Raw genomic sequence first — 12,554 nt, 5'->3', positions numbered from 1 at the left:
TTGAAATTCAAAAGCAGAGAAAGTAATTTTATCTAAAGATAATTCTTTTATTAATGTCCGGTTGCCTCACCAGCTCCTGATGGAATTCTGATGTTTTCCACAATATCCTGAACATCTTGTGGTGGCTCGGGTGTAAATCTGTTAACTATCAATGCTACTGCGAAATTGGCAATCATGGCTACTGTTCCAAAGCCTTCCGGTGAAATGCCAAACCACCAATTTGGTTTTAACGAATCTACCATTTCTTTTCCACCATCGAAGATACCGAATTTGAATTTCAGCATGTAATAAATCATTAATAACATTCCAACAACCATTCCGCTGATAGCTCCCTCTTTATTCATTTTCTTGTAAAAAATGCCTAAAATAATAGCCGGAAAGAACGAAGCGGCAGCCAAACCAAATGCCAGTGCAACGACAGCTGCCACAAATCCAGGCGGATTAATTCCGAAATAACCAGCGATACAAACCGCAACCGCAGCAGAACCACGAGCAGCCCAAAGTTCATTTTTTTCTGAAATGTTTGGGTTAATCATTTTCTTAATTAAATCGTGCGAAACAGAAGAAGAAATTACTAATAACAATCCGGCAGCAGTAGATAACGCAGCTGCTAAAGCTCCGGCAGCTACTAAAGCAATTACCCAATTTGGTAAATTTGCAATTTCAGGATTAGCCAAAACCATGATATCGTTATCAATTTTTAATTCGTTGGCTTCTTTATCAGCCACATATTGAATTTTTCCATCTGCATTTTTATCATCAAAGGTTAACAAACCTGTTTTCTCCCAATTCATAAACCATTGCGGCATAGAACTATATTCTTTATCACTTACCGTTTGAATTAAGTTTGCTTTTGCAAAAACCGCCACCGCAGGAGCTGTCGTATAAAGAATTGCAATCAATAGCAAAGCCCATCCGGCAGATTTACGGGCATCCTTCACTTTTTTAACGGTGAAAAAACGAACAATAACGTGAGGTAATCCGGCAGTTCCAACCATTAAAGCTAACGTGATGGCAAATACATCAATCATTGACTTTGAACCACTGGTATATTCATCAAAACCCAATTCGGTTTGAAGTCCGTTTAATTTATCTAGCAAATAAGTTCCTGAACCATCAGCCATAGTATCGCCCATTCCTAATTGCGGAATTGGATTACCTGTCATTTGAATCGAAATAAAAATCGCAGGAACCATGAAAGCAAAAATCAAAACACAATATTGTGCTACTTGTGTGTAGGTGATTCCTTTCATTCCTCCTAAAACGGCATAGAAAAGAACGATTACCATACCAATAATAACACCGGTATTAATATCTACTTCCAAAAATCTTGAGAATACTACACCTACTCCTCTCATTTGTCCGGCTACATACGTAAACGAAACAATCAAAGCACAAAAAACAGCTACTGAACGAGCAGTTTTTGAATAGTAGCGATCACCAATGAAATCAGGCACAGTGAATTTTCCGAATTTTCTCAAATAAGGAGCTAATAATAAGGCCAGTAAAACATAACCGCCAGTCCATCCCATTAAGTAAACAGCACCATCATATCCCGCAAAGGAAATAATACCTGCCATGGAGATGAATGAAGCAGCTGACATCCAATCTGCAGCTGTTGCCATTCCATTAGCCAAAGGTGAAACGCCACCACCGGCAACATAAAATTCTTTTGTTGATCCGGCACGTGACCAGATTGCAATTCCGATATAAAGAGCAAAGGTGGCTCCTACTATAATATATGTCCAAGTTTGTACATCCATTTTGATTATTTTTTTGAGTTGCTTAGATACTGAGCAGCTGAGTTATTTGAATTTTTTATTTCGATTTATTTTAACAGAAAACCGATAACCGACAACAGAAAACTATTCCTCGCCGTATCCGTATTTTTTGTCAAGTTTGTTCATTAGTCTAACATACACAAAAATCAAAATCACAAAAACATAAATTGATCCTTGTTGTGCGAACCAAAATCCGAGAGGAAATCCTCCGATTTTAATACTGTCTAAAGCGTCTTTAAATAAAATTCCTGCACCGTAGGAAACTAAAAACCAGATGGACAAAAGAATAAGAAGATATCTTAAATTCTCTTTCCAGTAGGCGGTTGCATTGGCTTGATTACTCATAGTTAAATTTGTTTTTAAGGTTAGATTTATAGATAAACCATGGCTTGAAGCGTGATTGTTCCCGTTTTGCTTTCGCCAAATTTTTCATTTTTATATTCCAAAGTTAGTTTAGAATTATGTCCGTTTAAGTAGAGGTTTGTACCCACACCGAATACATTTCTATTATCATCCACCGCATCATAGCTGTTGGTTGCATAGGATAAATACGGTTGAATTTTTGTCAATTTTTCCGAATGAAACATATAACCGGCATGACCGTAAATGAAGCTTCCGGTTCCATAGACATTAAACAAATAATTCTTTCCGTAATTGTTGTTTTGATAAGTTGCATACGCCGTAATTGCCCCTTTTTTATCACCAAGTGGTGCATCATAAAAAGCGTCAACAGCAAAAATGGATACATCTTCTCCAATATTGGTTGTGCCATCATTGTAAACACTTCCCTTTGGATGAAGAAAAAATCCGGCACCTACATTGAACACTTTTTTGGTACCTAGATAAGACCCAACTCTAAAAGGTAGAAAATTGCTTTCTGTATCAAAAAAGCCATACTCAAAATAACCTGCATAATTCATTCCTGACTCTTTTGAACCTAACACTCTTCTTCCTGCGTAAATTGTGGTATTTACATTGTCTTCTGTAACTCGAGTATCTAAACTGTTAGTCATTGATTCATTAATTGAAACTCGGTATTGAAATTTACCAAAACTACCTTTTGCATAAACACCTTGATGACGTGCAAACTGATCTGATAAACCTAACGTTGACCAAGATTGACGATTATTGTCTAACGTCATAAAATTTAAAGTTCCTTGACTATTTAATCGCGAAATTCCGTTCCAGTAATGTAAACCTGAACCAATGGCGTGGTTTTTTCCTAAACTATATTGCACCCAAAAATCATGAAAAAATAGTTGTGAACTCTCGCCTTTTCCTGTTGGTGACATGTTATCGGCATTCAATGAATTTAAACCAAAATGAGTTAACACTAAGAATTTTGGTGTAATTTGAGCATAGGTTAAAATCCGTGCTCTTCGAGTAGAAAACTCAATTGCTTTTTTATCTTCGGGCAGATTGTCATTATATTGACCCCACATTTGCCCCCAAGCAATAACACGCATGTATTTTGAACCTTCTTCGTTTAGGTTAAATTTCATTCCGCCTCCATAATCGGGAGAACCTTGCGAAAAAGCGTTAAGAAAGCAAAACGTTGTCATGAGAAGTAAGACTGCTTTTTTCATTAATTATAAATTTGGATTTGGTTAGAAGAATTTGTTTTTCTGAGTACCAAATTGAAATTTTATAAGTGAGAAAAAAATTCAGTTATATATTTTTGTAAATTAGTATAGTTAATCTTTGAAACGTTCCCATTTTATAAGCATAAATTTATCGCCTAATTCAGTAATAATCATCCCTGCACCTTTGAGCTGGTCTTTGTTTTTTAAGAATTCTACTAATTCTAAATGATTATAAATCTTATAAGTAGGATGATAATCGGTGTGAGCAGGTTTTTTGATTTTAAACTCTTTAACCCAATTGCTAACAGTCACATGTGAAACCCCGATAATACGTTCAATTTCGCGGTAACTCAACCCTTCCAAATACAATTGAAGTGCTTTGGTAACATAATAATCATCTATCTTTTTACCTAACTTGTTGACCGTAAAGTAATAATTGCATTTTTTGCATAAATACCTTTGTCTGTCTTTGATGATACCGCTTTTAACAATCTGATTGTTTTGGCATTTCGGACACGCTAAAATCTCCATATATAAAAAATTTGCATAAATATATTAAATTAGCAATAATATAAAAACATATTCTATAATTTATTTTAGAAAAATTTACGAAGTGCTTAATTTTATTGGCTAAAAATTATATTCTTCATAATTATAGCGAAATTATAATAAAACAGTAAATTATAATAAGTTATACCATTTTCATCTAAAAAAGATAAATTTTAGCGTAAGACATAAGTAAATATTCATGCTATTTTCTTTAATTTGTAGAAACAACAATCAACTTATGCAATTTAATACCAATGAAACAGATCCTTCTGTTTTATATAAATTATTAACCGGAACAATCATCCCCAGACCAATTGGATGGATTTCGACTGTAGATTCAAACGGAATCAACAACCTCGCTCCTTTTTCTTATTTCAATATGGTTTCTCACAACCCGCCTTGCGTGATGTTTTCGACAGCAAGAGACAATGACAAAAACAAAGATACCTTGAATAACGTGTTGCAAAACGGACAGTTTGTGGTGAATCTGGCAACGTTAGATGTTGTAGAGCAAATGAATGCCACTTCAGCTACGGTTGCATCCGATGTTGATGAATTTGAATTGGCTAACCTTACTCCTATTGATTCTGTTTTCATCAAACCCAAACGTGTAAAAGAAAGTCCGATTCATTTAGAATGCGAAATGATTCATCATTATTTTATGGATAATAATGAAGGTGGCGGTGCTTGCATCGTTATCGGAAAAATAAAAACCATCCATATTGATGATAGTATTTTAATGGAAAACAATCGAATTAACTTAGATGTTTATAAGCCTGTGGCTCGTTTGGCAGGTTCAAATTACAGTACGTTGGGAGAACTTTTTTCGATTAAAAGAGCTTAATTATCCAAATAATTATATTCAGTTAAAAAATATAAAATCAGTGTAAATCGGTGATATCCGTGTCTAAATAAAAATGAAAAAAATAACAGTAATCGGTGGCGGCCCTGGTGGACTCTACTTTTCCATATTAACCAAAAAAGCAATACCTCATTGCCAAATCGATGTTTACGAACGCAACAAACCAGAAGACAGTTTTGGTTTTGGCGTAGTTTTCTCCGATGAAACATTAAGCGAATTTTTAATGCGAGATTTAAAATCGTATGAACTAATTCGCAGTGAATTTGCCTATTGGGATGATATTATCGTCGCTCGTGACGGACAAACCGTTAACAGTTCCGGAAACGGATTTTGTGGTTGTTCCCGAAAAACGTTACTAAAATTATTGCATCAACGTTGTCGTGAAGAAGGTGTCAACCTACATTTTGAACAGAATGTAGAAGATTTAAGCCAGTTTGCTGATTCAGATATTATTGTAGCGTGCGATGGCATTGGAAGTGCCATTCGAACGCAATTTGCCACAGAATTCGGAACCAAAATCGAACTTAAAAAGAATAGATTTGTTTGGTTAGGTTCGACTAAACCGTTGGATGCTTTTACCTATTTCTTTAGAACAACTCCTTTCGGAACCATCGTAGCACACACCTATCAATACGAAGAAGGAATGAGCACCTGGATTTTTGAATGTTCCGAAGAAACTTGGCAAAACATCGGTTTTGAAGTCACCAACGAAGAAGATACCATTCAAAAAATTGCTGAAATTTTCAAAGAAGAATTGGATGGACATTCACTCATTTCTAACAAATCGCATTGGCGACAATTTCCGCACGTAACCAATGAAAAGTGGTCTCACAACAATATAGTTTTGTTAGGTGATGCGAAAGCAACTGCTCACTACTCTATTGGTTCAGGAACAAAATTAGCGATGGATTCAGCGATTGGTCTTTCCGATGCTGTGATTGCAAATCCTACCAATGTTGAAGCTGCATTCGAACAATATGACAAATCCAGAAGAAATACGGTGGAAATGATTCAGTATGCCGCTTTGGTCTCGTTGGATTGGTTTGAAAATATGGATCGTCACATTCAACATCCGTTCTATCAATTTGCTTTTGGTTGTATGACGCGTTCCAAAAAAGTGACGTTTGAAAATCTTCAAATTCGGGATAAATCGTTTACAGATAAGGTTTTGAATGAATTTTTTGAAACTCCAAACTCCCAACTCTCAACTCCCAACTCAAAATCTGCTGCTTTTTCTACTTTTAAATTAAGAGAATTAGAATTACCAAACCGAATTGTAATGTCTCCGATGGGACAATATTCAGCTGAAAATGGTTTAATTAATAACTGGCATTTAGTTCATTACGGAAGTCGAGCAACCGGTGGCGTTGGATTGATTTTAACTGAAATGACTGCTGTTTCATCAACCGGACGTATAACTTTAGGTTGTGCAGGTATTTATAATGAAAATCAAATAGTTGAATGGAGAAAAGTTACTGATTTCATTCATCAAAACACACAAACAAAAATCGGAATTCAACTCGGACATTCCGGAAGAAAAGGAGCAATTAAAAAACCTTGGGAAGGCCAAAATGAACCGATTGATAAGGCTTGGGAATTACTTTCCGCCTCTCATATTCCATTCAATTCCAAAATGGCAACGCCGAAGGAAATGACTTTTGAAGATATGGATAAAGTTACTGCTGAATTTATCCAAGCTACAAATAATGCTGAACAAGCAGATTTTGATATGATAGAATTACAAGCTCATCACGGATTTTTATTAGCTTCGTTTTTATCGCCTTTGACAAATATTCGTAGTGATGAATTTGGAGGAAGTATTGAAAACCGAATCAAATTTCCACTACGAGTATTCACAGAAATGCGAAACGTTTTTCCGCAACAAAAACCCATGTCGATTCGAATATCCGCTTCTGACTGGGCGGAAAACGGTATTTCAGAAGAAGATGTGATTTATATCGCCAATGCTTTCAAGTCAGCCGGAGCAGATATCATCAACGTTTCAACCGGAAATACCGTTGAACATCAAAAACCTCAAATGGGAAGAATGTGGCAAACACCTTTTTCGGATTTGGTTCGAAATAGGGTTGATATTCCAACGATTACAGCAGGTTATATCCAAGACATTGATCAAATCAACACCATCATTTTAAACGGTAGAGCTGATTTAGTGGCATTGGGTCGACCATTATTAGCCGATGCGAATTTTGTTAGAAACGCTCAAGCGTACGAAAATGTGCAGACAAATGACGTTCCGGTTCAATATAAAATGGGAAGTTATCATTTATATCCGTTGAAAGCAGCTGAACGGAAGCAAGTTGAAGGAATGAAAAAAGCTTTGAAACCAAAAAGCAACAAAAAGAATTAATTTTAAAAATTTGATTACTAATAAAATATCTAAGCCATAAAAAATGAAAGAAAAAAAATCTAAAATAGATGTTCAAGGTTTTGAAATTGCCGTTGTAAACCAGAGTAATAACGATTATATTTCATTAACAGATATCGCCAAACAAAAAAATGCAGAATCCACAGGATTAGTTATTGCACATTGGTTGAGTACTAAATTTACTATTGAATTCATGGGTCTATGGGAACAAATGCATAACAAAAATTTTAATGTTACTGAATTCCGTAACATTAAAAATGAAGCGGGTAGTAATGGATTTATTCTCTCTTCTAAACAATGGATAGATAAAACAAATGCAATAGGTTTAACTTCAAGTGCAGGTAGATACGGAGGAACGTTTGCTCACAAAGACATTGCTTTTGAATTCGCTTCATGGATTTCGGCAGAATTCAAGTTGTATCTGATTAAGGAATTTCAACGATTAAAGGAAGAAGAAAACAGTAGATTATCATTGGAATGGAAATTAAACAGAACTTTATCAATGTTAAATTATAGAATTCATACAGACGCCATTAAAGAACACATCATTCCAAAGAATATAACTAAAGATCAAGCAAACTTTGTTTATGCCTCAGAAGCAGATGTATTAAATGTCGCTTTATTTGGAAAAACAGCAAAACAATGGCGTGAAGAAAACAAAAGCTCTGAAGGAAATATTCGTGATTATGCAACGATTGAACAATTGTTAGTTTTGGCAAATATTGAAAGTATGAATGCTGAATTTATTAGAATGGAAATTCCTCAAAAAGAACGATTATTGAAACTTAATCAAATAGCGATTTTACAACTAAAATCAATTACAACTAACGATTTATTTACTAAATTGAAAGAATAGATGAAACACTACACCGATAACTTCGCTCACGAATCCCTACCAAGCATCGACTTGCAACCTACCTATTTACAAGGTTTGCATGAAAATGAAATGCTCAATTGTGTCGAACGTCTTTTAGATACTCACATCAAAAACGGAAGCGGAAATGTACCTTGTCTTCGTACTTTCAAAAAAACGTGGACTTATCAGGATTTATTTGAGAAAGCCAATCAAATTGCTAATGTTTTAGTGGATGATTTAGGTTTACAATCCGGAAATCGTGTGTTGATTCGTTCTGCCAATAACCCAATGATGGTGGCGTTGTGGTTCGGAATTCTGAAAGCTGGCGGAATTGTAGTGGCTACGATGCCATTATTACGTTCAAAAGAACTAAAAACAATCATTGAATGTGCCGAAATATCGCACGTGTTTTGTGACATCGCTTTAGAAAATGAAATGGATTTGGTGGATTCCGATTTTCTGAAAAGAATCTGCAAATTCTGTGGTTCAGAAAGTGGCACTTCCGAATTGGAAAATTTGATGATTAATAAATACAAAACCTTTACTAATTTTCATACTAAATCAGATAGTGTTGCTTTGATTGGTTTTACTTCCGGAACGACTGGATTACCCAAAATGACGGCTCATTATCATAAAGATATTTTGAATATTTGCGAAGCATTTCCAACATATTCTCTTCATCCAACCGCAAATGATATATTTACCGGAAGTCCGCCCATTGGTTTTACCTTTGGTTTAGGTGGATTGGTTTTATTTCCGTTGTATTTTGGTGCTTCCACATTTTTAATAGAAAAACCAACGCCGGATGTTTTATTGCAAGCCATTCAGGAACATAAAATCACGATTTGTTTTACCGCTCCAACCGCTTGGCGAATTATTACGACTAAAGTCAATGAATACGACATTTCAAGCCTACGCAAATGTGTCTCTGCCGGAGAAACATTGCCGTTAAAAGTTTGGGAAGATTGGTACAACGCCACCGGATTAAAAATCATTGACGGCATTGGAGCAACCGAAATGTTGCATATTTTCATTTCATCCAATGAAGAGAATATGAAACCCGGATCAACCGGTTTGGCTATAACAGGTTATGAAGCGAAAATCATTGATGCTAATGGAAATGATGTTTCAGTCAACGAACCCGGACGATTAGCTGTTCGAGGAATCACAGGTTGCAAATACCTAAATCGAATAGAAAAACAGCAAGAATATGTTGAAAATGGCTGGAATATTACCGGAGATATTTTTAAACAAGACGAAGACGGTTACTTTTGGTTTGTGGGCCGAGGTGATGATATGATCATTTCTTCCGGCTATAATATTGCAGCAATTGAAGTAGAATCCGTACTTTTAACCCACGAAGAAATTCTGGAATGTGCTGTGGTTGGTTTGCCCGATGATGAACGTGGGATGTTAGTTTGTGCTCATATTGTTCTAAAAGATGCATCTAAAGCAACGGATAATATGAAAAACCATATTCAACACTGGTTCAAAGAAGTAGCGGCTCCGTATAAATATCCAAGAGTGATATATTTTGCGGAAAATTTGCCTAAGACAGAGACAGGGAAAATTCAGAGGTTTAAGTTGAAGTAGGAAGTATTAAGATGGGAGTATTAAGTAGTAAGACTTTTATTATGCTAAAAAAGATATATTTTGTAACCTCAATTTTATTCTTTGTTTTGATTCTTAATTCTTGTAATTTTCACAGGAAAAGTGAAATTGATGTGATTTTTGAACAAACTAAAAAAATAGAGATTTTGGCTTATTTGGATAGAAATCAATGGGAAAAAGAAGATAACCCAAAGTATTATAGCCCAGTAAATTATATAAAGGATAAAAAAATTGATATAAAGGAAAAGTATTTAAAAAATCGAATTGTTTTAAATTCAACTCAAATCAATAAACTGAAAAATGAATTAATAAATTCCGAAGTTGAAAATTGGGAAGCAGCCTGTTATGATCCAAGACACGCTATTATATTTTATAATAATAAAAATGAAGTTTTTGGTTATGTTGAGTTGTGTTTTGATTGTAATGGCAGTTATTATTCTCCAAATATGGAAATTATAAGCAAACTTGCTCTAAGACAAGAAAAACTCTTTAAAGAATTTGGAATAACTTATTTTAATGAATAAAAATTAGTAATATATTCAATAAACAAGAAAAAAATAAATTCGTGAGAATTAGTGAAATTCGTGGCAAAAAAAAGACAACAATGAAAAATACTTTCACCAAACAAGAAAAAATAAAATTCAAACACATTGACTACGCAGGAATCGTGTTCTATCCAAGATTTTTGGAAATGCTCAATGATTTAGTAGAAGATTGGTTTGAAGAAGCTCTCGACAGACCGTTTTCTAAAATGCACGAAACCAACGGCATTCCAACAGTTGATTTGAAAATTCAATTCAAAAATCCCGCTCGATTGGGAGAAGTTCTGACCAAAAAATTATGGGTAAAAGACATTGGTTTTGCTTCTGTTTTATGCGGTTTTCAATTCGTTAATGAAAAAGAAGTAACTGTTTTAGAAGGCGAAGTAACGCTCGTCAACGTAAAAATCGCAGAAGACCGAGAAAAAATTAAAGCAGATGGTTTTTCGGAGGAAATGAAGGAGAAGATTTCAAAATATAAACTATAAATCAAGCGATAAATTAAAAATGTTTGAATTAAATTTCATAAAGTTTAAATCCTCCTTAATAAAAATTTAACTCTTGTTCAGCAAGAGTTTTTTTATTAAAAATGTTTCTTTGTTTATAAAATAAAGTTATGCCAACTACCAAAGAATTTAACGACATTCAAATCGACCGAATCATCGAAATGGCTTGGGAAGACAGAACTCCGTTTGAAGCAATCACTTTTCAATTCGGGATTTCTGAACAGCAAACCATCGAAATAATGCGAAAAGAAATGAAATCCTCTAGTTTTAAAATGTGGCGTGAACGTGTGCAAGGCAGAACAACTAAGCACGCTAAATTGCGTGAAAGCGGAATTGATCGATTCAAATGCACTTTGCAGAGACAAATTACGCATAACAAAATCTCCAAAAGATAATACATTCAAATTCAATCAAAAAGAAATACTTTTTCTATTATTCATTTCTTTATAGATCTTTCAAAATCAACTTTATTCATTAATTTATTAATTTTATTTAATATTTAATTAATTTTATTTATTATTGCATTAAATATATTTAATTAATGAAACCGAAACTACCAATCCATTGTCCAAGTTGTGAAAATTCTCTTTCTGTTTCTCAACTAAGTTGTGAACATTGCAAAACACTTGTTTCCGGTAATTATGGTCTGCCATTACTAATGCAATTGTCGGATGAAGAACAACATTTCATTATGCAATTCTTTCTATCAAGTGGGAGTTTAAAAGAAATGGCAATTCAAATGGGCAACAGTTATCCTACAGTTAGAAATAAATTAGATGATATTATCAGTAAAATCAAAACACTTCAAAACAAATAACCTATGAAAGAGAAATTACTTTTTTCGGAAAAACAAAAGTTTAATCAACTGTGGCTATGGATAATTCTGATTATAGCAAATATAATTGGAGCAATCACTTTTTATCGTGAACTTGTGCAATCCACACAAGAAAATCAAAAATTAGTACTATTTTATTTTTTACTATTGGTTTTAGTTTCAATTTTGGTTTATTCGATCACACTTACAACAAAAATTACCGAAAAAGAAATCAGAATTCAATTTTTTCCATTTCACTTAAAAGAACGAATTTACTTATTTTCAGATTTAGATAAAGCAGAAGTAGTTCAATATAACCCGCTTTTAGATTATGGTGGCTGGGGCGTTCGCTACGGTATCAAAGGAAAAGCTTTTAATATCAGAGGAAATAAAGGTTTAAAAATAACATTTAAGTCCAATAAAAAACGATTAATTGGAACACAAAAACCGGAAGAATTAAAAAAAATAATCGACTCAATCTTTTCTCAAAATGATGAAAATAATTAACCCTTTTGAAACCTATTCTGAAAAAAAGTTGGCCCTTTTTGGTCTATTTGCTTTGTTAATTGGGTCATTAATAGGTTCGCTATTTAATGGTCGTTTTGATGGGATTATTGATTTACATTTTGTAGAATCAATTTTATTTCTTCAAGTGTTGTCGGACAACATCATCAATACCATTTTATTAACGCTAATGCTTTATTTCTTAGGCAAATTTATCAATTCAAAAACTCGGTTAATTGATTTGTTGACAACCACACTAATCGCCAGAGTTCCATTCTATATTCTACCCGTATTCAACTTAAATAATCAAATGGACAAAGTTGGAAAGCGAGTGATTGAGATGGCTGCAAATCAAAGTACCGAATCGTTTTTATTATCCGATACAGCACTACTACTCATCTTTACAATTTTTTCTATACTAGCCTTAGTTTGGTTTTCATTGCTTAGTTGGAATGGTTTCAAAACAGCCACCAATTCAAAAGAAAAAAAGCACATTATTTATTTTATAATTGTGGTTATAATCACCGAAATAATTTCCAAAATCGTATTCTCACAACTTTAAT

The 12,554-nt window shown here is 34.0% G+C and carries 14 protein-coding genes; 10 read left to right on the top strand and 4 right to left on the bottom strand.

Annotated features, from left to right (window positions below; translation table 11 throughout):
• Nucleotides 1-50: 50 nt before the first annotated feature.
• The 4 genes from M0M57_RS14385 to M0M57_RS14370 all read right to left on the bottom strand — a co-directional run bounded on the left by M0M57_RS14385 (nt 51) and on the right by M0M57_RS14370 (nt 3,895).
• Nucleotides 51-1,763 carry a sodium:solute symporter family protein gene (locus M0M57_RS14385; RefSeq protein ID WP_248433749.1) on the bottom strand — a complete coding sequence of 571 codons (1,713 nt, stop codon included), beginning with the start codon at nt 1,761-1,763 and terminating at the stop codon, nt 51-53.
• A gap of 102 nt (nt 1,764-1,865) precedes the next feature.
• Complete coding sequence (locus tag M0M57_RS14380; RefSeq protein WP_248433748.1) at nt 1,866-2,126, bottom strand: DUF4212 domain-containing protein; 261 nt, start codon at nt 2,124-2,126, stop codon at nt 1,866-1,868.
• Nucleotides 2,127-2,152: 26 nt separating this feature from the next.
• Nucleotides 2,153-3,367 (bottom strand): hypothetical protein, encoded by a 1,215-nt coding sequence (locus M0M57_RS14375; protein ID WP_248433747.1) that lies wholly within the window; start codon nt 3,365-3,367, stop codon nt 2,153-2,155.
• Between the two features lie 108 nt (nt 3,368-3,475).
• Entirely contained in the window at nt 3,476-3,895 is a 420-nt protein-coding gene (locus tag M0M57_RS14370; protein WP_026709909.1) for an IS1/IS1595 family N-terminal zinc-binding domain-containing protein, read from the bottom strand.
• 256 nt (nt 3,896-4,151) lie between these two features.
• Between M0M57_RS14370 and M0M57_RS14365 the strand changes: the two genes are divergently transcribed.
• From M0M57_RS14365 to M0M57_RS14320, 10 genes are all read left to right on the top strand, one after another.
• Complete coding sequence (locus M0M57_RS14365; RefSeq protein WP_248433746.1) at nt 4,152-4,757, top strand: flavin reductase family protein; 606 nt, start codon at nt 4,152-4,154, stop codon at nt 4,755-4,757.
• Between the two features lie 73 nt (nt 4,758-4,830).
• A complete protein-coding gene (locus tag M0M57_RS14360) occupies nt 4,831-7,143 on the top strand; it encodes an oxidoreductase (RefSeq protein WP_248433745.1) in 2,313 nt (770 codons plus the stop codon).
• 43 nt (nt 7,144-7,186) lie between these two features.
• Nucleotides 7,187-8,017 carry a KilA-N domain-containing protein gene (locus M0M57_RS14355; RefSeq protein WP_248433744.1) on the top strand — a complete coding sequence of 277 codons (831 nt, stop codon included), beginning with the start codon at nt 7,187-7,189 and terminating at the stop codon, nt 8,015-8,017.
• The gene (locus M0M57_RS14350) at nt 8,018-9,610 is read left to right on the top strand and encodes an AMP-binding protein (protein WP_248433743.1); all 1,593 of its coding nucleotides are present in this window, start codon (nt 8,018-8,020) and stop codon (nt 9,608-9,610) included. It abuts the gene before it with no gap.
• Between the two features lie 11 nt (nt 9,611-9,621).
• The gene (locus M0M57_RS14345; RefSeq protein WP_248433741.1) at nt 9,622-10,152 is read left to right on the top strand and encodes a hypothetical protein; all 531 of its coding nucleotides are present in this window, start codon (nt 9,622-9,624) and stop codon (nt 10,150-10,152) included.
• An 80-nt stretch (nt 10,153-10,232) separates the two neighbouring features.
• On the top strand, nt 10,233-10,655 hold the full coding sequence (locus tag M0M57_RS14340) for an acyl-CoA thioesterase (RefSeq protein WP_248433740.1): 423 nt from the start codon (nt 10,233-10,235) through the stop codon (nt 10,653-10,655).
• Nucleotides 10,656-10,783: 128 nt separating this feature from the next.
• Nucleotides 10,784-11,068 carry a TIGR03643 family protein gene (locus M0M57_RS14335; RefSeq protein ID WP_248433739.1) on the top strand — a complete coding sequence of 95 codons (285 nt, stop codon included), beginning with the start codon at nt 10,784-10,786 and terminating at the stop codon, nt 11,066-11,068.
• A gap of 146 nt (nt 11,069-11,214) precedes the next feature.
• The gene (locus M0M57_RS14330) at nt 11,215-11,490 is read left to right on the top strand and encodes a DUF2089 family protein (protein WP_248433738.1); all 276 of its coding nucleotides are present in this window, start codon (nt 11,215-11,217) and stop codon (nt 11,488-11,490) included.
• 3 nt (nt 11,491-11,493) lie between these two features.
• Nucleotides 11,494-11,994 carry a hypothetical protein gene (locus M0M57_RS14325; RefSeq protein WP_248433737.1) on the top strand — a complete coding sequence of 167 codons (501 nt, stop codon included), beginning with the start codon at nt 11,494-11,496 and terminating at the stop codon, nt 11,992-11,994.
• Complete coding sequence (locus tag M0M57_RS14320; RefSeq protein WP_248433736.1) at nt 11,978-12,553, top strand: YIP1 family protein; 576 nt, start codon at nt 11,978-11,980, stop codon at nt 12,551-12,553. Before M0M57_RS14325 ends, M0M57_RS14320 begins: the two co-directional genes overlap by 17 nt.
• Nucleotide 12,554 lies beyond the last annotated feature (1 nt).

The organism is Flavobacterium azooxidireducens, from assembly GCF_023195775.1.
GTDB lineage: Bacteria > Bacteroidota > Bacteroidia > Flavobacteriales > Flavobacteriaceae > Flavobacterium > Flavobacterium azooxidireducens.
Note: the sequence above shows the minus strand (reverse complement) of the source record. Positions and strands in the feature narration are given on the sequence as shown.

Coding starts and splice junctions, on each gene's coding strand:
- M0M57_RS14385 (WP_248433749.1), bottom strand. CDS start 1,763: ATGGATGTACAAACTTGGACATATATTATAGTAGGAGCCACCTTTGCT.
- M0M57_RS14380 (WP_248433748.1), bottom strand. CDS start 2,126: ATGAGTAATCAAGCCAATGCAACCGCCTACTGGAAAGAGAATTTAAGA.
- M0M57_RS14375 (WP_248433747.1), bottom strand. CDS start 3,367: ATGAAAAAAGCAGTCTTACTTCTCATGACAACGTTTTGCTTTCTTAAC.
- M0M57_RS14370 (WP_026709909.1), bottom strand. CDS start 3,895: ATGGAGATTTTAGCGTGTCCGAAATGCCAAAACAATCAGATTGTTAAA.
- M0M57_RS14365 (WP_248433746.1), top strand. CDS start 4,152: ATGCAATTTAATACCAATGAAACAGATCCTTCTGTTTTATATAAATTA.
- M0M57_RS14360 (WP_248433745.1), top strand. CDS start 4,831: ATGAAAAAAATAACAGTAATCGGTGGCGGCCCTGGTGGACTCTACTTT.
- M0M57_RS14355 (WP_248433744.1), top strand. CDS start 7,187: ATGAAAGAAAAAAAATCTAAAATAGATGTTCAAGGTTTTGAAATTGCC.
- M0M57_RS14350 (WP_248433743.1), top strand. CDS start 8,018: ATGAAACACTACACCGATAACTTCGCTCACGAATCCCTACCAAGCATC.
- M0M57_RS14345 (WP_248433741.1), top strand. CDS start 9,622: ATGGGAGTATTAAGTAGTAAGACTTTTATTATGCTAAAAAAGATATAT.
- M0M57_RS14340 (WP_248433740.1), top strand. CDS start 10,233: ATGAAAAATACTTTCACCAAACAAGAAAAAATAAAATTCAAACACATT.
- M0M57_RS14335 (WP_248433739.1), top strand. CDS start 10,784: ATGCCAACTACCAAAGAATTTAACGACATTCAAATCGACCGAATCATC.
- M0M57_RS14330 (WP_248433738.1), top strand. CDS start 11,215: ATGAAACCGAAACTACCAATCCATTGTCCAAGTTGTGAAAATTCTCTT.
- M0M57_RS14325 (WP_248433737.1), top strand. CDS start 11,494: ATGAAAGAGAAATTACTTTTTTCGGAAAAACAAAAGTTTAATCAACTG.
- M0M57_RS14320 (WP_248433736.1), top strand. CDS start 11,978: ATGATGAAAATAATTAACCCTTTTGAAACCTATTCTGAAAAAAAGTTG.